We start from the raw sequence: 19671 nt of genomic DNA on the forward strand, positions 1-19671 counted from the left end.
CGAGGATCGCCCGCCAGTTTAACGGCGACTCCCGACAGTGCCGGTTTCCGCATCGTTCGGCGGGGGTATGGACGAGGACTGGAGATCCGGCACAGAGTCACCCGGCCGTGGCATGAGGAGGACGCGATGGGGCAGTCGAAGGACAGCAGGAAGGCCGAACACGAGGCGGGCACCGCCGAGGTGCGCCAGGACCCGCCCGGGCCGAAGGACCACGGACGCGAGGGCGGCATGGCGACCAGGGAGAATACGCCCGACGCGGTTCAGCGCTCGGACGACTCCGCGGAGGACTGATCGCAGATCGCAGACGAACTGACCGGGTATGCGGCTCGAGCGCGTACCCGGTCAGTTGTGTCAGAAGGTCAGGAAACCTCGCGCAGCAGACCCGTCGCGGCGTCGAAGACGAATCCGCGCAGCGAACTCGTCTTGGTGATGAACGGGCTGTTCTCGATGCGGGTGAGCGACTGGCGGACGTCCTCGTCGATGTCGGTGAACGACTCGGCGGCCCACTCCGGCTTCTGGCCGATCTCGGTCTGGATCTCCCGCTTGAACTCGTCGTCGGTGAAGGTCAGCATGCCGCAGTCGGTGTGGTGGATGAGGATGATCTCGGTGGTGCCGAGTAGTCGCTGGCTGATCGCGAGGGAGCGGATCTCGTCGTGGGTGATGACGCCGCCGGCGTTGCGGATGACGTGGGCTTCGCCTTCGTTGATGCCGAGGACGCGGTAGACGTCGAGGCGGGCATCCATGCAGGCGACCACCGCGACGTGCTTGCTCGGCGGCAGCGGCAGTGGACCGGTGAAGGTCTTGGCGTATTCGGCGTTGTTCGCCAGGTACTGGTCGGTGACACTCATGCGTCAACAGTGATGGGTTGCGGCGCCACGGGCGAGGGTTTCACCTGGCCTGATCGAAACGGTGGACGCGGTCGACGGTGTCCTCGTCGCAGAATGCGTGGTCGGTGCCGGAAAACGGCACTCGCGCCGCACTCTCGCGGCCGGGCGTGACTCACGAGTTCCCGTCGAGCGAACCCTTCACGTCGTTGAGCACCAGCCACGCGGCGGCCAGGCCCGACGAGTCGTACCAGACGGCGTCGTCGACGGCCAGGACGCGCTTCCACATGGAGGCGCCCAGATTCAGCCACTCGTCGCTCAGCAGGACCTCTTCGCCGTGTTTCTGACCCTGCTCGCCCTCGAAGCTCACATAGATGAGGTCGCCCTCGGCCTCGCGGAAGTCCGCGTCGTCGACGGGGAACGAATCAGGGACGCGCTGCGGACCGGGTCGTTGGACGCCGATCTCGCCCAGGATCTGCCCGGCGAAGGTGTCCATGCCGGCGATGGTCTCGGAGTCGTCGCCGAACCGGACCAGCGACACCTGGGTGTGCGAGGCGTCCATGCGCCTGCCGGTCTTGGTGGCCTCGGTGGTGAACTCGGCGAGCCGCTGACGGCCCGCGTCGCTGCGGTTCACCGCGTCGGCGACTGCTCGGAACTGCTTCTGCCAGTCGCCGGCCGGGATCGTCACGGAACGCACTGCACCGAAGGGTTTCGACGACGGGGCGGTCCCGGGAGTGGTGAGGACGAGGTCGGCGTCGGCCTTCGACACCGCTGCGGCGTCCGGGGTCGTCCCGATCGCCGGCACGGCCGTCAGTTGCGGTCCCAGGTAGGCGGGCACCGAGCCGGGTGCCGCGGTCACCGCCGTCACCTTGTCGCCGATACCGAGTGCGCACAGCGCGTCCAGGAGCGCCGGATCGGTCACGACGATGCGGGCGGCGTCGGTCGTCCCGGCGTCGGCCGGCGTGGGCGCGAGACATGTCTTCGAGAAGTCGCGGTCGGCGGAGACGATGTTGACCTCAGCGACGCGCGTCACGGTGGTCGAGATGGGGGAGCCGTCGGGAGTGGTCAGCGGCTCGTCGCCGGAACAGGCGGCCGACGCGAGCGCGACCACACCGAGAAGGGCTGCCCAGACCGGTCGGCGACCCCGAATAGGACGAACACGTACATCCGTGGCACCGTTACCCCTGCTCTGCACCCGCCCAACCTAGCATCGGCCCACAGGGGTCGAGCGTAGGCTCGGATGGGGCCGCGAGACCGTCGGCCGCCGACGCCGCCCAGGCTGTCCGGAACACCTGGCGCGTCGTACGGAAATGGGTTTGAGCACGGCCGATGTGGTGTGTCGGGCGTCGAATACGACAGATCGTAGGACCCGGTCGGCTCGGGCGCCGGTGAGGGTTTAGGATCAGTATTCAGCGCTCGGTTTGTTCATGTGCCGACCGACGTCCGAAGGGGTTCGGCGTCGCGCTCGGGCAAGAGGAGGATCTGTGACCGCGGTAGACCAACCAACCACGCAAGTGGCTTCAGTGCGTCCGTTCCCGGAGCGCTATCAGCCCAAGGGTTCGTTCATCTACAAGCTGCTGACCACGACCGATCACAAGCTGATCGGCATGATGTACATCTCTGCATGTTTTGCGTTCTTCCTCATCGGTGGCCTCATGGCGCTGCTGATGCGTGGCGAGCTCGCACAGCCGGGCATGCAGTTCTTGTCGACAGAGCAGTTCAACCAGCTCTTCACGATGCACGGCACCGTGATGCTGCTGATGTACGCGACGCCGATCGTCATCGGCTTCGCCAACTTCGTCCTGCCGCTGCAGATCGGTTCGCCCGACGTCGCCTTCCCGCGACTCAACGCGCTCGGCTTCTGGCTGTTCGTGTTCGGTTCGACCATCGCGATCGCCGGCTTCATCACCCCCGGTGGTGCTGCCGACTTCGGTTGGACCGCCTACACGCCGCTCACCGACGCCGTGCACAGTCCCGGCCTCGGTGCCGACCTGTGGATCATGGGTCTGGGTGTGTCCGGCCTGGGCACCATCCTCGGCGCCGTCAACATGATCACCACCGTGGTCTGCCTCCGTGCACCCGGTATGACGATGTTCCGGATGCCGATTTTCACCTGGAACATCCTGGTGACCAGCGTGCTCATCCTGCTGATATTCCCGCTGCTGACCGCCGCCCTGATGGGCCTCGAGGTCGACCGCCAGTTCGGTGCCCACATCTACGACCCGGCCAACGGCGGCGTCATCCTGTGGCAGCACCTGTTCTGGTTCTTCGGACACCCCGAGGTGTACGTCATCGCGCTGCCGTTCTTCGGCATCGTCTCGGAGGTCTTCCCGGTCTTCTCGCGTAAGCCGATCTTCGGTTACTCGGGCCTGATCTACGCGACCCTGGCCATCGCCGCCCTGTCGGCGGCCGTGTGGGCGCACCACATGTACGTCACCGGCGCCGTGCTGCTGCCGTTCTTCTCCTTCATGACGTTCTTGATCGCGGTTCCGACCGGCGTGAAGTTCTTCAACTGGGTGGGAACGATGTGGCGAGGTCACATAACGTTCGAATCGCCGATGCTGTTCGCGGTCGGCTTCATCGTGACCTTCCTCTTCGGTGGTCTGACCGGTGTTCTGCTCGCGAGCCCGCCGCTGGACTTCCACCTCTCCGACAGCTACTTCGTGGTCGCCCACTTCCACTACGTGCTCTTCGGCACCATCGTGTTCGCCACCTACTCGGGTATCTACTTCTGGTTCCCGAAGATGACCGGACGCATGCTCGACGAGCGCCTGGGCAAGATCCACTTCTGGCTGACGTTCATCGGTTTCCACATGACGTTCCTGGTGCAGCACTGGCTGGGCAACGAGGGCATGCCGCGTCGTTACGCCGACTACCTGCCGTCGGATGGCTTCACGACGCTGAACACCATCTCGACCGTGGGCGCGTTCATCCTCGGCCTGTCGACCCTGCCGTTCCTGTGGAACGTGTTCCGCAGCTACCGCTACGGCGAGGTCGTGACCGTCGACGATCCGTGGGGCTTCGGTAACTCGCTGGAGTGGGCGACCTCGTCGCCGCCGCCGCGCCACAACTTCACCGAGCTGCCCCGCATCCGTTCGGAGCGTCCGGCCTTCGAGCTGCACTACCCGCACATGATCGAGCGGATGCGTGCCGAGGCTCACGTCGGTCCGGGTCACGACGCGGGCAAGGATCGCCAGATGGAGGAGGCTCGTCGCGAGCCGTTCACCGTCGGATCGCACGAGGGGTCGCCGGATCCCGATCCGCGCTGACCGGTGAGCAAAGACTCAACAGGCAGTACCGGCACGACCGTTCTCTTCACTGTCACCGGTCCCGACCGGCCAGGTGTCACCTCCGTTCTGATGGGTGCCCTGGCCGGTCAGGCCGTTGCCCTGCTCGACGTCGAGCAGGTGGTCATCCGCGGTCAGCTGACGCTCGGCGTTCTCGTCTCGGCGACCAGGGACCCTGAAGGTCTCCAAGAGGTCGTCGAACAGGCCATGGCCTCCATCGGGTTCGACGTGCGTGTGGAGATCGGTGTCGGAGCCGGCAAGAGCTCGCCGTCTTCGCACGCGGTCGTCATCCTGGGCAGCCCGGTCACGGCCACCGCGTTCAGCGCGGTCGCCGCGAAACTGGCGAGCCAGGGTGGCAACATCGATTCGATCCGTGGCATCGCCGACTACCCGCTCACCGGCCTCGAACTGATGGTCAGCGTCGCGGGCCGGGGCGGGGTCGCTGCCGACGCCGCGCTGCGTAAGGGACTGGCCGAGGTCGCGGCCAGGCACTCGGTGGACATCGCCGTCGAACGGGGCGGTCTCGCCCGACGCGCCAAGCGCCTCATCGTCTTCGACGTCGACTCCACGCTCATCCAGGGCGAGGTCATCGAAATGCTGGCCGCACATGCCGGCCGCGAGGCCGAGGTCGCCGCGGTGACCGAAGCTGCGATGCGCGGTGAACTGGACTTCGCTCAGTCGCTCCACGAACGGGTCAAGGCGTTGGCCGGTCTCGACGCGAGCGTGCTCGACGAGGTTGCCAAATCGCTGGAGCTCACCCCGGGCGCGCGGACCACGATCCGGACGTTGCATCGTCTCGGGTTCCATTGTGGGCTCGTGTCCGGTGGCTTCCGGCAGGTCATCGACGGTCTGGCACACGAACTCGAGCTCGACTTCGTGCGTGCCAACACGTTGGAGATCGTCGACGGCAAACTGACCGGCCGCGTGATCGGCGAGGTCGTCGACCGGATGGGCAAGGCGCAGGCGCTGCGCTCGTTCGCCGACCAGGTCGGCGTGCCGATGGAGCAGACGATCGCGGTCGGCGACGGTGCCAACGACATCGACATGCTCAGCGTCGCCGGGCTCGGCATCGCGTTCAACGCCAAGCCCGCGTTGCGAGAGGTCGCCGACGCGACGCTCAACCACCCGTTCCTCGACGCCGTGCTGTTCATACTCGGGGTGTCACGCGACGAGATCGAGGCCGCGGACGCCGCCGACGGTGTGTACCGGCGGGTCCCGCTGGGCTGAGATCGGGTCTCGAGGGGCCCGATCCGTCGGGTTCGTTCAAGGCGGGGGTCCGGATGGCGAGAGACGATGGAGATCCATTCGTTCCTGCCATGAAAGGACCTCCGATGACCATCTCGACGAGTGTCGCGAAGCTCGCCATGATCTCCCTCGACTGCGCCGATGCCGGTGCGTCGGCAGCCTTCTGGTCCGAGGTGCTCGGCTGGAAGATCGGCGCATCGGGCGAGGGGTACGCCATGATCGTCGGTGACGGTCCCGCCGTCGGCTTCGGCACGGTGCCCGACTATGTTGCCCCGGCGTGGCCGAATGAGCACGGCTCCAAGCAGTTCCACTTCGACCTTGCCGTCGACGATCTCGACGCCGCGCAGACGCGCTGCGTGGAACTCGGCGCCACCGTACCGTCGGAACAACCGGGGGAGACGTGGCGTGTGCTGCTCGACCCCGCCGGGCATCCGTTCTGTCTGACGAAAGCCGAGAACTGGGGATGATGCGTGACCGATGACCTGACACCGACAGCCGAACAGTCGTCGTCCGAGGAGGTCGACGATCGGCCGGTGCCCGTCCCGGTGGTGCCGGAGGCGATCGTCGCCGATCACCGACGTCTCGTCCGGTACGTCGGCGGCGGTGAGGATCCCGAGGATCCCGCCGATGTGCTGGCTATGGCGATGGTGCTGCGCATCGAGAAGAACGACCCGCCGAATCGCACCGATCTGCTGGCCGCAGCTGCGCGGGCCGTCGCGCTGCTGTGCCTGGACCACCGCGCCGCCGGCGACGGACCGTGGGCATCGGCGATGGACGACTGGTGCAGCGCCCGGATTCGCAAGATTGCCCGGCGCGTCCGTGGAGCGCAATGGGCTGCGGCGCAAGAGGTGTGGGGTGTCACCGCGACCGAAGGCGACGCCGAGGCGCGCGCGTTCGTGCCCGGTCGTGTCGGTGATCTCGACCGCCGGGTCAAGAAGCTGCAGATCGGTGGGACCGAGGTCGACGGCGACATCCCCACCGAGGCGCCGGAACACGGTGTGGTGCTGTGGACCAACCCCGGACTGGACATGACGGTCGGCAAGCTCGCCGCGCAGGTCGGGCACGCGTCGATGCTCGCCGCCAAGCTGTTGACCGCCGACGAGGCGATCCGGTGGCGGCTCGACGAATGCCGGCTGGCGGTGCGTCGGGCCACGCCCGAACGATGGCGAGAACTGCTCGACGCCGATGCCGCCGGAACCGCGGTGGCGGTCCGCGATGCCGGGTTCACCGAGATAGCGCCCGGTTCGGTCACCGTCATCGCCGAGGTCATCGGAGACCTGATCACGAGACAGGGGAGCAGATGAGCGCGACGGAGCTGCCGAGACTGGGCGAAAAGCCTTGACCTTCAGCCACACCCGGAGGGCGGCTGGTATCGCCAGACCTGGCGGAGCGAGGTCGGCCTGCCTCAGGCGGTGCTGCCGGCCGGTTACACCGGTGACCGGGCCGCCGGGACCGCCATCTACTTCGTCCTGATGCCCGGCGAGCAGTCCGCGTGGCACACCGTTCGCGGGACGGAGATCTGGCTGCACCACCGCGGGGCGCCCGTGCAACTCGACCTCGGCGGAGACGGCGATGCCCCGGGTGATCCGACCCCGCTCATGGTCGGACCCGACATCGCCGCCGGACATCAGCCGCAGGCCCTGGTCCCTCCGGGCGTGTGGCAACGGGCGCGGCCGATCGGGGACGAGGCGGCGCTGGTCAGCTGCATCGTGGTGCCCGGATTCGACTTCGCGGACTTCCGGCTGGCTTGAAACAGACTGTCACGCCGTGAGTGTGGCTTCAGCGCTGTAGGGGCAGCGGGCGATGTCGGGATGCGGGTCCATCAGGTCGTCGAACGTGCCGACGGGACAGGTTCCCGCCTGACCGTCCATGTCACCACGAACTCCTCGAAATAGGCGAGGGATAAAAAATCCATGCCTAGACTATTCTGATGGATCGGTGGTGTTCATCAGACGAGGAGGAAATTCGTGCTGAGTCCCTACGACGAGCTGCCCGTGCATCAGACGTCGCAACCGTTGTCGGTGGTGAGTGACACCAACACCGGCTTCGACGACGGGTACTACTTCGGTGCATTCTCCGCGGAGGCGAAGACCTTCTGCTTCCAGGGTCTGCGCATCTCTCCGAATACCGATCTGATCGGGGGATATGTCGGTCTGAACCGGGATGGCCTCCAGCGCACCGTGCGATTCAGTCGCACGTGGCGGGAGAAGTGCGAACTCGAGGTCGGGCCGTATCGCGTCACCGTGGTGGAGCCATACCGCCACATCCGGTTGGAGCTCGCGCCGAACGAATCCGGTCTGTCGTGTTCGCTCGACTGGTTCGGCATGTCGCCGGCCTATCTCGAGGCGCATCACCTCGCGACCAATCGGGGACGCCCGACCACCGACCAGTCCCGCTACTCGCAGCCGGGAACGGTGGAGGGGTGGATCGAACTCGACGGTGAACGGATCGAGGTGGGCGGGCCGAATTGGTATGGGAGCCGCGATCACTCATGGGGTGTCTACTTCGAGCGCCCGCCCATCGCCCCGAATCCGCAGCTCCTTCCTCCTCCCGCGCCGGAAGGTGTTCCGCGATCGCTGCGGTTCTGGACCCTGTTCGGGTCGGGGGATCTCTCCGGTTTCTACGCCATCCACGAGGACGCCCGGGGGCGTCAGGTGCCCATGAACGACACTTTCGGAACCCCCTTCGAAGGCCGGCTCGTCGTCGGATGGGACCAGGAGACCTACGAGTTGGTCAGCGGGCGTTGTGAACTCGAGCTGGTGCCGGGTACCCGGCTCCTGCGTCGAGGTCGAGTGATCCTGCACGACGCCGACGACGGCGAGTGGGTGCAGGAAGTGGAACCTGCTTGCCCGCCGTGGATCACCTCGACGATCGGATACCAGGCCGGTTCCTGGAGGGACGGAGGCTCGATGCGGACCTACCACGGACCGGGGGTCTCGCTCGAGTGGGACGACGTGGACGCACGGGACCAGCCGTTCGACCATGTCCGCCATGACGGCGTCGTCCAACGGGATCTCATTGGGAAGAAATACCTGGTGCGCACCAGGACAATTGCCCCGGACGGGCGCGAGTGGTCGGGCGCGGGTCAGACCGAACTGTTCCTCGATGGCCCCTATGCGCCACTCGGCCTATAGGTCAACGGAGCCTCATGTCGATAGGTCATAACTACCGATAAATCGACTTCAGTGGTGTGCTCATGCCGTGAGTGTGGCTGTGAACGAACGACCAACTGCCGGCGGCGAGCGCGTGACTCGTGGGCGCTCAGTCGAGCGCGGCGACCGGCGAGATCGCCGGGGCGAGGTGTCCGAGGGTGCTCAGCGACACGGCGCGACTCGGTGCCAGCGAGGCGACGATCAGCTCATCGGCGTCGGCATGTCCGGCGAACCAGCTCAGGTACTTCCGCACCTCGTCGGGCGTCCCGACACCGGCGTAGGTGAGCATCTCGTCGATCTGCCGGCCCTGAGGCATCGAGAGCACGGCGTCGGCTTCCTCGTCGGTGAAGGTCCGTCCGCGACCGTAGAGCAACGAGACACGCTGGCGCCGGGCGACCTGCAGTTGCTCCTGAGCGACATCCGGGTCGTCGTCGGCGATCACACCGACGCCGGCGATCACGTACGGTTCGGCGAGGACCTCCGACGGCCGGAACTCGCGGCGGTACAACTCGACTGCCTGAGTCAGTGCCTGCGGAGCGAAGTGCGACGCAAAGGCGTAGGGGAGTCCCAGAGCGGCGGCGAGCTGCGCACCGAAAAGGGACGAGCCCAGGATGTAGAGCGGCACATGGGTACCGGCGCCCGGCGTCGCGCGCACACCTTCGATACGGGACTCGTCGCCGAGGAACGCCTGCAGTTCGAGAACATCATGCGGGAACCGCTCCGCCGATGCGTGCGTGCGACGGAGAGCCTGGAAGGTCTGCTGGTCGCTGCCCGGCGCGCGGCCGAGTCCGAGGTCGATGCGGCCGGGGTGGAGTTCGGCGAGCGTGCCGAACTGCTCGGCGATGGTGAGCGGGGCGTGGTTGGGCAGCATGACGCCGCCGGCACCCAGGCGGATGGACGAGGTGTGGGCGGCGATGTGCGCGATGAGCACCGCCGGCGCCGACGACGCGATCGCCGACATGTTGTGGTGTTCGGCGTACCAGATCCGCTTGTATCCCCACTTCTCCGCATGCTGCGCGAGATCGACACTGGCGGCGAGACTTTGCGCGACCGTTTCGTCGCGGCCGACGGTGGCGAGATCCAGGATGGACAGGGGAAGGTGTTGAGCGGTCACGTAGTCCCTCAACCCGGCGAACCGGTCCGAGTATTCCCGCGCCCGTCTCCGACACGGCTGATCCGAGCCGGTCGACTCCGCCGCCGTGAGGCAGGATAGGGGCGTGACCGAATCCGATCCCGACCTCTTGATCGACTTCCGCGACGTCGCGATAGTCCGCGGTGGCAAAACGCTTGTCGGCCCGCTGTCCTGGCAGGTCGAGCTGGACGAACGCTGGGTCATCATCGGCCCGAACGGTGCCGGGAAGACGACCCTGCTGCGCCTCGCCGGTGCGGAGCTCCACCCGACGTCGGGTACGGCTTTCGTGCTGAACGAGAAGCTCGGCCGGATCGAGATCCGGGAACTCGCGACTCGGATCGGCGTCGCCAGTCCCGCGCTCGTCGATCGTGTGCCCGACTCCGAGGTCGTCAGCGACGTCGTCATCTCGGCTGGTTACGCGGTGCTGGGTCGCTGGCGCGAGGCCTACGACGAGATGGATCGGGACCAGGCGGTCGAGTCGCTGGAGTCGATGGGCGCCGAGCATCTCGCCGAACGCACCTTCGGCACCCTTTCGGAGGGTGAACGCAAACGTGTGATCATCTCCCGTGCGCTCATGACCGACCCCGAGCTGCTGCTGCTCGACGAACCGGCCGCCGGTCTCGACCTCGGCGGGCGCGAGGAACTCGTCGATCGCCTCGCCACGCTTGCCGCCGACCCCGACGCTCCGGCCATCGTGCTGATCACCCATCATGTGGAGGAGATCCCGGAGGGGTTCACGCACGCGCTGATCCTGTCCGAGGGCGGCGTCGTCGCACAGGGCCTGCTCGAAGAGGTGCTGACCAGCGAGAACCTGACGGCCGCCTTCCGGCAGCAGATCATCCTCGACAAGGTCGACGGACGGTACTTCGCTCGACGCCGTCGCCGCGCGGGCGGTCACCGTCGAGCAGGAGGCAACCGATGACATCCACCGATCAGGGACCCGAGGTCGTGTCCGCACCGATCCGCGACGCCGCGACGGTGGTTCTGGTCCGGAACTCCGCCGACGGCATCGAGGTGTTCCTCCAGCGTCGGGTGAAGCAGATGGCGTTCGCCGGCGGCATGACCGTCTTCCCGGGCGGCGGCGTCGACAAGCGTGACGCCGGTGCCCACGTGGCCTGGACCGGTCCGGACGCGGCGTGGTGGGCCGACCGGTTCAACACCGACGACGAGCTGGCGCAGGCACTCGTCTGCGCGGCCGTCCGGGAGACCTTCGAGGAATGCGGCGTCCTGCTCGCGACCACCGCCGACGGTGTCTTCGCCGATCCGGGAGCACTCGCCGACGATCGACAGAGGCTCGTCGAGAAGTCGCTGTCGTTCGCGGAGTTCCTCACCGCGCGGGGCCTCACCCTGCGCGCCGATCTGCTGAGTCCGCTCGCGCACTGGATCACCCCGGTCAACGAGAAGCGCCGCTACGACACCCGCTTCTTCCTCGCCGCCATGCCCGAAGGGCAGGAGGCCGACGCCGAGACCACCGAGGCCGAGGTGGCGCGCTGGGTCAACGCCCGAGGCGCGATCGACTCGTGGGCCGACGGCAAGCACTTCCTGATGCCGCCGACCTGGGCGCAGCTGCACTACGTCAGTGGCTTCGCGACCGTCGACGAACTGCTGGCCGCCGCCCGGGCCATCGAATGCATACTCCCCGACACCACCCCGGGCGCCGGTCTCTCCGGCCTCGGTTTCCCGGGCTCCGACGAGTACTTCCGCACGCTCGGCGACCAGACGCCGCCCGACATCACTCTCTGACGGATCACTGCTCGTCGAGGTCGACTGCCTCCACAGAGTCCTCGTCCTCGCCGATGTCCTCGCGATCAGCCCATTCGAGCAGCGTGTCGAGACGGTGGGCGACGTCGTCGATCTCGGCGTGCAGATCGCCTAGTTCGGCGAACCGTGCGGGCACGGTGGCGATCGTGAAGTCGTCGGGTGCGATGTCGTCGATCTCGTCCCAGCGCACCGGCGTCGACACCGTCGCGCGCTGGTTGCCGCGTACCGAATAGGCCGACGCCATAGTGTGGTCGCGCGTGTTCTGGTTGTAATCCACGAAGACGGCGGCCGGGTCGCGGTCCTTACGCCACCACGTCGTCGTCACGTCCTTCGGGGCCCGGCGTTCCACCTCGCGGGCGAAGGCGAGGGCGGCGCGCCGGACTTGCGGAAAGCCCCATTCGGGTGCGATCCGCACGTAGATGTGGAGACCGCGCCCGCCCGACGTCTTCGGGAAACCGCGCATGCCGAGTTCGTCGAGAACCTCCGCGACCACGTGTGACACCCGCTGGATGCGCGAGAACGGGCAGTCGGGCATCGGATCGAGGTCGATGCGCCACTCGTCGGGGGATTCGGGGTCGGCGCGGCGCGAGTTCCAGGGATGGAACTCGACCGTCGACATCTGCACGGCCCAGATCACCGACGCCAGCTCGGTCACGCACAGTTCGTCCGCGGTCCGTCCGTAGCGGGGGAAGTAGATCTCGGTGGTCTCCAGCCAGTCGGGTGCGCCGGCCGGGACACGCTTCTGATGTACCTTGTTGCCGCTGACGCCCTTGGGGAAGCGGTGCAGCATGCACGGGCGGTCGCGCAGCGCCCGCACGATGCCGTCACCCACCGACAGGTAATACTCCGCGAGGTCGCGTTTGGTCTCGCCGCGTTCGGTGAAATAGATGCGGTCCGGACTCGACAGGCGGACCGTTCGGTCGCCCACCCGCAGCTCGATCGGCTCACCTGCGGAACCCGCACCCTTCGCCATGCGCCCACTGTAAGGCGCAACCGCGCGTGAGCGGGGTTGTCCGGCCTGGGACACCGGGCCGACTTACCAGACGGTAGCCTTCGAGGATGCCTGAGTTCGTGACACTCGAGACGTCCGACGACCATCCCGGCGTGGGCACCATCCTCCTGGCCCGCCCGCCGATGAACGCGTTGAGCCGCCAGGTGCAGGCCGAACTGGCCGCAGCCGCCGAGGAGGCGACACTGCGCGACGACATCAAGGCCGTCGTCGTCTACGGCGGACCCAAGGTCCTCGCCGCCGGCGCCGACATCAAGGAGATGAACGACCTCACCTACGCAGAGATGAGCAAGGTCGCCGGTCGCCTGCAACGCGACCTGGGCGCCATCGCCTCGATCCCGAAGCCGACGGTCGCGGCCATCACCGGTTACGCACTGGGCGGCGGCCTCGAAGTCGCACTCGGTGCCGACCGCCGGATCGCCGGCGACAACGCGAAGCTCGGTGTGCCCGAGGTCCTGCTGGGCCTCATACCCGGTGGCGGCGGCACGCAGCGTCTCGCGCGGCTCATCGGCCCGGCCAAGGCCAAGGACCTCATCTTCACGGGCCGTTTCGTCGGTGCGGAGGAAGCACTCGCCATCGGTCTGGTCGACGAGGTCGTCGCCCCCGACGAGGTCTACAACGCCGCCCTCGCCTGGGCGGGACAGTTCACCGACGCCGCGTCGGTTGCCATCGCCGCCGCCAAGAAGGCTGTCGACCAGGGCCTCGGCGTCGACCTCGACACCGGCCTCAAGATCGAGGAACAGCTCTTCGCCGCGCTGTTCGCCACCGACGACCGTGCCATCGGCATGAAGTCGTTCGTGGAAAACGGCCCCGGCAAGGCGAAGTTCACCGGGCGCTGAGCGAAGCGAACTCCATAGGGGCGCTGAGCGAAGCGAACCTCACCGGGGCCGACCACGGCCCCACAACGACATCAGCAGTGACCGACCCACGCGACAAGGAAGCGATCATGACCACCGACGCCACTCCGGGTATCGATCCGGCGCCGAATCCGCATGCCACCGAGGAGCAGGTGCAGGCCGCACTCAAAGACACCAAACTCGCCCAGGTGCTGTACCACGACTGGGAGGCCGAGACCTACGACGAGAAGTGGTCGATCAGCTTCGACGAACGCTGCATCGATTACGCGCGTGGCCGTTTCGACGCCATCGCCGCCGACGAGCCACTGCCGTACGGGCGGGCGATGGAACTCGGTTGCGGCACCGGCTTCTTCCTGCTGAACCTCATGCAGTCCGGTGTCGCCGAGAAGGGTTCGGTCACCGACCTGTCGCCGGGCATGGTCAAGGTCGCGCTGCGCAACGCCGAGAATCTGGGCCTCGACGTCGACGGCCGGGTCGCCGACGCGGAGAAGATCCCCTACGACGACAACACCTTCGACCTCGTCGTCGGACATGCTGTGCTGCACCACATCCCGGATGTCGAGCAGGCGCTGCGCGAGGTACTCCGGGTGCTCAAGCCGGGCGGCCGGTTCGTGTTCGCCGGTGAGCCGTCGACCATCGGCGACTTCTACGCACGCTGGATGAGCCGCGCGACGTGGTTCGCCACCACCAACGTCACCAAGTTCGGTCCGCTCAAGAGCTGGCGGCGCCCGCAGGAGGAGCTGGACGAGTCCTCGCGCGCCGCGGCGCTCGAGGCCGTCGTCGACATCCACACCTTCGATCCCGACGAGCTGGCCGGCATCGCCCGTTCCGCCGGTGCGGCCAAGGTCTCCACCGCCACCGAGGAACTGGCCGCGGCGATGCTCGGCTGGCCGGTCCGCACCTTCGAGGCCGCTGTCCCGCCGGAGAAGCTCGGCTGGGGCTGGGCGCGGTTCGCCTTCGGCGGCTGGAAGCGTCTCACCTGGCTCGACGAGAACGTCCTGCGCAAGGTCGTGCCGCCGAAGTTCTTCTACAACGTGGTCGTCACCGGCACCAAGCCGGAGTAACCGGACCACGATGTAGAAAGCGTGGGGCCATAGCGCGCATTCTCGCTACCGATCGGCTCGCCTCGTGCCACCATGGGCTATGGCCACGCTCCTCACATCCGACGAGTTCGACCTCCGATTGCTCTTCGCCGAGCCGGTGGCGGAGGTGAAGAAGTTCCTCCGGGAAGTCGTCGACAAGCGGGAACCGATCGCGCTCGAGGTCGAGGGCACGGCCCACTTCCTGAATCTCGGCAACGTCAAACACTTCACGCTGGTCGACCAGGATCCCGGCGACGAGTCGCTGGGCACCGATGACGGCAAGACGGTGGTGCTGGCGATCTCCGAGGTGCGCGGGTAGCGCCGACGAAACCTCGCCGCGGGAACCCGTGCGGGCGACGGTAGCCTGCAAGGATCATGGGCTATTCCTTCAGTCTCGAGGACGTCGGCTTCCTGCGGTCGCGGCACGGCGAGAAGGCGCTGGAAACGGTGTCGGGTCTCGCGCTCACGTCGTCGTCGATGCTGTCCGACATCACCGAGGTCCGCAGCCGGTATGCACCGCACGACGCCGCGTTGATCGAGACCGTGCGCTGTCGTCGGCGGGCGACGACGAAACTGCGGGATCCCGCCGAGCTGTTGCTCACCGACGACGCCCTGCAACAGGCGACCGCCTCGGTGGTTGCCGAACACCGCGCCGCCGAGATCGCCGGCCGTTTCCCGGCGGCGGTCGTCCACGACATGACCTGCTCGATCGGGGCCGAGCTCCGAGAACTGGTGCGCGCCAGCGGGATCTCGGGTGTTATCGGCAGCGACCTCGACCGGGTCCGGCTCGCGATGGCACGCCACAACGTACCCGACGCGACGCTCCTGGTCGCCGACGCGCTGACCCCGACCTCGAGTGCCGACGTCTTGCTCGCCGACCCGGCCCGCCGATCCGACGCCGGCCGGATCTTCCGGCTCGACCAGCTGACCCCGCCGCTCCTCGAACTGCTCGCCACCTATGCCGGTCGCGTGCTCATCGTGAAATGTGCTCCCGGACTGGATCATCAGATGCTGCGCAACAGGTTCGGTTTCGACGGTGAGGTCCAGGTGACCTCGCTCGACGGCGGCGTCCGGGAAGCCTGCCTGTGGTCGGGGCCGGGGATCGAGACCCGACGCCGGGCAACCGTGCTGCGCACGCGACCCGACGGGTCGGTGTCGCAGTTCGAGATCACCGACCACGAGGACGACGAGGTGCCGGCCGGCGCGGCGGGGGAGTGGATCGTCGATCCGGACGGCGCCATCGTGCGGGCCGGACTCGTCAAGCATTACGCGCACCGTTTCGGTCTCTGGCAGCTCGACCCGCAGATCGCCTATCTGACCGGCGATTCGGTGCCGGCCGGGGCACGTGGCTTCCGGGTGATCGAGCAGGTCGGCGTGACCGAGAAGATCCTCCGCAAGGCTCTGGCCGCCCATGATTGCGGACCGCTCGAGATCCTCGTCCGCGGGCTCGACGTCGACCCCGACCAGCTCCGCAAGAAACTCAAACCCAGGGGTGATCGCCCACTGTCGGTGGTGCTCACCCGGATCGGACGCAAGGGGACCGCGTTCATCTGCGAACCGGGTGTGCGCTTCTGAGGGGTCCGGTTGTAAACCGGAGCTTGACACGCCAGCTCTTGTAAACCTAGTCTTTACAAGTGTCCGAGGTGGAAGAAACAGCACGAGAGATCGAGCGATACGCCCGCAGTGTGGTAACCGGACCCGGTTCTGAACCCGGGGACCCGGGTGCTCGCGAAGCGGCGCTGACCCGCGTTCATGACGCACTCCAATTAGGTCGTCGCGCAGAGGAATTGCTCAGTGCCACGGCTCGCGCCGCACGTGAGTTCGGCTGTACCTGGCAGGAGATCGGCGACGTCGTCGGCGTCACCCGTCAGGCGGCGTTCCAACGCTTCGGCAAGCCCATCGATCCCAGAACAGGAGCCCCCATGCAGAAAATCTCCATTCCCCACGCCGACGCGATGGCCCTCGACCTGATCGAGAAGATCTCCACGGCCGAGTGGACAACTGTCACAGCTCGTTTCGACGAGACGATGTCGGCCGCACTCTCGGACGCCGCGCTGGCCGACGCCTGGGCGTCGGTGGTCGCTCTCCAAGGCGAACTCGAGAGCACCGGAACGCCTTTCGTGCGCGGCCACGGGCTGCACACGGTGGTCGACGTCCCGCTCGAGCAGGAGGCCGGCGAGATGGTGTTCCGTGTCGCATTCGACGCCGACGGCCGGATCGCGGGTCTGTTCTTCCTCAACCCCGATGCGGCGAGCAAGGAACTCTGAGCGACCACGCACAAACAGAATGCGGGCTGACAGTCGGTTTCCGGCACTCAGCCCGCATTCTTGTACGGACGCTTATCGCAGGTTCGCCTTGCTGTCGAAGAAGTACACCTCACCGAGGTTGGTCGCGGTGGCGACCTGGCCCGAGTAGGAGATCGAGACACCGGTCGCGAAACCCGCGGAGTTCGGTAGCGGCAGAGACCGTTTGGTCGTACCGTCCGCGGTGGAGACCTCCACCAGCGACAGCGTGTCCTTGCCGGCGTCCCGGACGACGGTCCACGCGGTCTTCTGCTGGGTGAGCGCCGACAGGCTCACCGTGGCGAGATCGGTGCGCTGCCAGAGGCGTTCGGCACGGTCACCCGCGTCGCGGTAAAGGGTGAGCGGGGCGCCGAGCGAACCGGTGGGGATGATCAGGCCGTCGGGTGACACGGTCATCGTCGCGAAGCCGTGACCGCCGATGTCCTGCGTCCACTTGGTCGACCCGTCCTCGGTGTTCAGTGCGACGATCTTGCCGTCGCGCGAGAACGCATAGAGGGTCGCGCCGTCGGCGGACAGGGTCGGCGTACCGACTACTCCGCTCGGGACATCGGCCGTCCAGGCGGTGCGCACCTCGCGCTTGCCGCCCACCTTGTTGTACTTCATCGACCGGATCTGCGACGACGCGGCACCCTCGGGAAAGAAATTGAGGTAGAAGCGTTCTCGACCGGTGTCGACGGCGGCGGGCGCGGGAATCGCGCACTGCGGTCCGTTGCGCACACAGTCGCCGAAGCCGAGAAGCGGCTGCTCCGGATCGGCGTCGTCGCGCAGCTTCACCTCGGGGGCGACGAGCTCGTTGCGCTGGGTGTCGATCAGCAGGATCTGGCCCTGGGTCGTGGTCACCAGCACTTCATTCGGCGCGGCGAACTTCGCTGAGAGCGGGACGCCGATCACGCCGGCACGCCAGCGGATCGCGCCACCGGCGTTGAACGCCAGGAAAGTGGTCTCCTCGCCGAGGTACGGCTGGTCGTACTGGTCGACGAGCATCGCGTTGATCTCCACCCCTGCGCGCATGTCCTTGCAGAAGTTCTTGCGACCCGACCGGCCGTCGAGCACCAGCACGTTGCAGCCCTGGGCGGCATTCGACGTGACGCCGACGTTGCCCTTGCCCGAGATGGTGACGGGCGCGGTGACCGGTCCGCCGGTGGGGCGCGTCCAACTCAGGGCGAGGTCGTCGGGGACGTCGGCGTAGGCGAAGTTCGCATTGCCGGCGACGCCGCCGTAGCTGGGCCAGCCGACGCTCGGGATCGAGCGGACGTCGATGTGTCCGTCGGAGCAGCCGGCGAGCACCAGCGAGCACACGGCGGTGACGGCGACGAACAGGCGGCTCACCGCGGATCGGCGGTGTCGGGACACCTGCGGTCGTGCCAAGGCCATCGCGCTCCTCATCGTCGGTCCTCACCGGCACTGCACGTGCCAGCAGTGAGCCTATCGTGTGCGAAAAACGGGTCGTTTAGGGTTTGTCCCATGACCACCATGTGGAACGCCTCCTACCGGTCCCGGCGCCGCGCGGGCCGTCGCCGCGATCCGGAGCAGGCACGATTCCTCACTCTCGATTCGCTGCGCTGGGTGAAACGCAACCGGGCGTACACGCCGTGGTACCTGGTCCGCTACTACCGTCTCGCGAAGTTCCGCCTGGCCAACCCACATGTCGTACTGCGGGGCATGGTCTTCCTCGGGCGCAACGTCGAAATCCACTGCACGCCCGAGCTCGCCCGGATGGAGATCGGGCGCTGGGTGCACATCGGCGACGGCAACTCGATCCGCTGCCACGAGGGCAGCCTCAAGATCGGCGACAAGACCGTCTTCGGCTGCAACAACGTCGTGAACTCCTACCTCGACCTCGAGATCGGCGGTTCGACGCTCATCGCCGACTGGTGCTACATCTGCGACTTCGACCACAAGATGGACGACATCACGCTGCCCATCAAGGACCAGGGCATCGTCAAGGGTCCGGTTCGGATCGGGCCGGACACCTGGGTCGCCGCCAAGGTGTCGGTGCTGCGGAACACCATCGTCGGCCGAGGCTGTGTGCTCGGTTCGCACGCGGTGGTCAAGGGGGTGATCCCCGACTACTCGATCGCGGTCGGGGCCCCGGCCCGCGTGGTCAAGAACCGCATGGACGACTGGGCGAAGAATGCCGAGCAGCGTGCCGAACTCGAACGCGCCCTGGCCGACATCGAACGCAAGAAGGCGGCGGCGGAGAAGGCTGCCGCAGAGGGGAGGTAGCGGCCCTTCGTGGCTCGTCGACTTCGATGCGCCCCTTCGTCGCTTACTCAGCCCGCGGCGTACGCTCCCCGCTCCTCAGGGAGCCGGGGACGTCGCTACCCGAACTGCAGGTGGGCGGCTCCGTTTCGCTCCGTGAGGTGCGAGCGGAGCGAGACGGTCCTATAGCTTGTCAAGGGTTCCGAGGTCGGTGGTGAGGTCGCGGAACACTTCGCGGGCGATGTAGCGCTTGAGACAGCGGATGATGTCTTTGTTCGTTTTGTGTTCCGCGGAACGCCGCTCGACGTAGGCGCGGGTGGGTTCGTGGGATTTCATCCGGCCGACCGCGATCATGTGCAGAGCACTGTTGGCTTGCCTGTCTCCACCCCGATTGAGTCGGTGACGGCTGGTCTTGCCCGAGGATGCCGGTAGCGGTGCGGCGCCGACGAGTTTGGCAAACGTCGCCTCGGTGCGCATCCGCTCCACGTTGTCACCAGCGGTGATCACCAGTCGTGCGGCGGTGACCGGTCCGATCTGCGGTCGGGACAACAGGGTCGGCACCACCGTGGCCAACAGCCTCTCGAGTTCGCGGGTCAACGAACCGACCTCGCGTCGGGCGAGTCGGTGACGCTCGAGCAGTGAACGCGCGGCACGCACGAACGCCGCGGCCGGCCCGGACAGATCACCCTGGTCAGCCGGCACCGGTAGACCCGCGATGAACGCTGCCCGCGCAGCAATGGTGCGTGCCTGGCGGGCCTGGTCGGCGAACTCCACTGGTGCGGTGGTGCACAGGTGACGGATCTGGTTACCGATCCGT

At 67.1% G+C, this 19671-nt stretch carries 20 protein-coding genes and 1 pseudogene; 15 read left to right on the forward strand and 6 right to left on the reverse strand.

Translation table 11 applies throughout. From position 1 onward, the window contains the following. Window positions 1-126: 126 nt before the first annotated feature. The gene (locus tag GOAMI_RS23200; protein WP_006436028.1) at window positions 127-291 is read left to right on the forward strand and encodes a hypothetical protein; all 165 of its coding nucleotides are present in this window, start codon (window positions 127-129) and stop codon (window positions 289-291) included. Between the two features lie 68 nt (window positions 292-359). Here the strand turns inward: GOAMI_RS23200 and GOAMI_RS08330 are convergent, their stop codons facing one another. Together GOAMI_RS08330 and GOAMI_RS08335 are read right to left on the reverse strand one after the other, a co-directional pair. Further along, window positions 360-848, reverse strand: a complete 489-nt coding sequence (locus tag GOAMI_RS08330; RefSeq protein WP_006436029.1) for a beta-class carbonic anhydrase — start codon at window positions 846-848, stop codon at window positions 360-362. 151 nt (window positions 849-999) lie between these two features. Beyond that, entirely contained in the window at window positions 1000-1935 is a 936-nt protein-coding gene (locus GOAMI_RS08335) for an ABC transporter substrate-binding protein (RefSeq protein WP_006436030.1), read from the reverse strand. A gap of 373 nt (window positions 1936-2308) precedes the next feature. On the opposite strand from GOAMI_RS08335, the gene ctaD reads away from it, so the two are divergent. The 6 genes and pseudogenes from ctaD (at window position 2309) to GOAMI_RS08365 (ending at window position 8490) form a co-directional block, all read left to right on the forward strand. Then, window positions 2309-4093, forward strand: coding sequence for an aa3-type cytochrome oxidase subunit I (gene ctaD / locus GOAMI_RS08340; protein ID WP_006436031.1), 1785 nt, complete (start codon window positions 2309-2311; stop codon window positions 4091-4093). 3 nt (window positions 4094-4096) lie between these two features. Beyond that, window positions 4097-5338: a phosphoserine phosphatase SerB gene (serB, locus tag GOAMI_RS08345; RefSeq protein ID WP_006436032.1), complete on the forward strand. Its 1242-nt coding sequence runs from the start codon at window positions 4097-4099 to the stop codon at window positions 5336-5338. A 104-nt stretch (window positions 5339-5442) separates the two neighbouring features. After that, complete coding sequence (locus GOAMI_RS08350; protein WP_006436033.1) at window positions 5443-5823, forward strand: VOC family protein; 381 nt, start codon at window positions 5443-5445, stop codon at window positions 5821-5823. Between the two features lie 3 nt (window positions 5824-5826). Continuing rightward, window positions 5827-6660, forward strand: coding sequence for an aminoacyl-tRNA hydrolase (locus tag GOAMI_RS08355; RefSeq protein ID WP_006436034.1), 834 nt, complete (start codon window positions 5827-5829; stop codon window positions 6658-6660). Continuing rightward, window positions 6657-7107 (forward strand): annotated as a pseudogene (locus tag GOAMI_RS08360) (cupin domain-containing protein). Before GOAMI_RS08355 ends, GOAMI_RS08360 begins: the two are co-directional and overlap by 4 nt. Before the next feature lie 216 nt (window positions 7108-7323). Further along, window positions 7324-8490, forward strand: coding sequence for an Rv3169 family protein (locus GOAMI_RS08365; RefSeq protein ID WP_006436036.1), 1167 nt, complete (start codon window positions 7324-7326; stop codon window positions 8488-8490). A 127-nt stretch (window positions 8491-8617) separates the two neighbouring features. On the opposite strand, the gene GOAMI_RS08370 is transcribed toward GOAMI_RS08365, so the two are convergent. Then, window positions 8618-9622: an LLM class flavin-dependent oxidoreductase gene (locus GOAMI_RS08370; protein ID WP_006436037.1), complete on the reverse strand. Its 1005-nt coding sequence runs from the start codon at window positions 9620-9622 to the stop codon at window positions 8618-8620. A 103-nt stretch (window positions 9623-9725) separates the two neighbouring features. Here GOAMI_RS08370 and GOAMI_RS08375 point away from each other — a divergent pair, with 103 nt between their 5' ends. Together GOAMI_RS08375 and GOAMI_RS08380 are read left to right on the forward strand one after the other, a co-directional pair. Further along, on the forward strand, window positions 9726-10562 hold the full coding sequence (locus tag GOAMI_RS08375) for an ABC transporter ATP-binding protein (protein WP_006436038.1): 837 nt from the start codon (window positions 9726-9728) through the stop codon (window positions 10560-10562). Next, window positions 10559-11383 carry an NUDIX hydrolase gene (locus GOAMI_RS08380; protein ID WP_006436039.1) on the forward strand — a complete coding sequence of 275 codons (825 nt, stop codon included), beginning with the start codon at window positions 10559-10561 and terminating at the stop codon, window positions 11381-11383. The genes GOAMI_RS08375 and GOAMI_RS08380 overlap by 4 nt, the downstream gene beginning before the upstream one ends. Before the next feature lie 4 nt (window positions 11384-11387). Here the strand turns inward: GOAMI_RS08380 and ligD are convergent, their stop codons facing one another. Further along, window positions 11388-12374: a non-homologous end-joining DNA ligase gene (ligD, locus tag GOAMI_RS08385; protein WP_040004672.1), complete on the reverse strand. Its 987-nt coding sequence runs from the start codon at window positions 12372-12374 to the stop codon at window positions 11388-11390. 86 nt (window positions 12375-12460) lie between these two features. Here ligD and GOAMI_RS08390 point away from each other — a divergent pair, with 86 nt between their 5' ends. From GOAMI_RS08390 to GOAMI_RS23430, 5 genes are all read left to right on the forward strand, one after another. Beyond that, window positions 12461-13249, forward strand: coding sequence for an enoyl-CoA hydratase-related protein (locus GOAMI_RS08390; protein ID WP_006436041.1), 789 nt, complete (start codon window positions 12461-12463; stop codon window positions 13247-13249). 107 nt (window positions 13250-13356) lie between these two features. After that, on the forward strand, window positions 13357-14331 hold the full coding sequence (locus GOAMI_RS08395) for a class I SAM-dependent methyltransferase (RefSeq protein ID WP_040004688.1): 975 nt from the start codon (window positions 13357-13359) through the stop codon (window positions 14329-14331). A gap of 79 nt (window positions 14332-14410) precedes the next feature. After that, window positions 14411-14668, forward strand: a complete 258-nt coding sequence (locus GOAMI_RS08400; protein WP_006436043.1) for a hypothetical protein — start codon at window positions 14411-14413, stop codon at window positions 14666-14668. Between the two features lie 56 nt (window positions 14669-14724). Beyond that, complete coding sequence (locus GOAMI_RS08405) at window positions 14725-15924, forward strand: class I SAM-dependent methyltransferase (RefSeq protein WP_006436044.1); 1200 nt, start codon at window positions 14725-14727, stop codon at window positions 15922-15924. A 347-nt stretch (window positions 15925-16271) separates the two neighbouring features. Continuing rightward, on the forward strand, window positions 16272-16616 hold the full coding sequence (locus GOAMI_RS23430) for a DUF3887 domain-containing protein (RefSeq protein ID WP_247603094.1): 345 nt from the start codon (window positions 16272-16274) through the stop codon (window positions 16614-16616). Between the two features lie 72 nt (window positions 16617-16688). On the opposite strand, the gene GOAMI_RS08415 is transcribed toward GOAMI_RS23430, so the two are convergent. After that, complete coding sequence (locus tag GOAMI_RS08415; RefSeq protein WP_006436046.1) at window positions 16689-18026, reverse strand: outer membrane protein assembly factor BamB family protein; 1338 nt, start codon at window positions 18024-18026, stop codon at window positions 16689-16691. A gap of 90 nt (window positions 18027-18116) precedes the next feature. On the opposite strand from GOAMI_RS08415, the gene GOAMI_RS08420 reads away from it, so the two are divergent. Beyond that, on the forward strand, window positions 18117-18878 hold the full coding sequence (locus GOAMI_RS08420) for an acyltransferase (protein ID WP_006436047.1): 762 nt from the start codon (window positions 18117-18119) through the stop codon (window positions 18876-18878). Window positions 18879-19037: 159 nt separating this feature from the next. Here GOAMI_RS08420 and GOAMI_RS22560 read toward each other — a convergent pair. Next, window positions 19038-19671 (reverse strand): transposase (locus tag GOAMI_RS22560; RefSeq protein ID WP_006436048.1); only part of this gene is annotated, 634 nt, incomplete at its 5' end.

Origin of the sequence: Gordonia amicalis NBRC 100051 = JCM 11271, assembly GCF_000332995.1 — a bacterium.
GTDB lineage: Bacteria > Actinomycetota > Actinomycetes > Mycobacteriales > Mycobacteriaceae > Gordonia > Gordonia amicalis.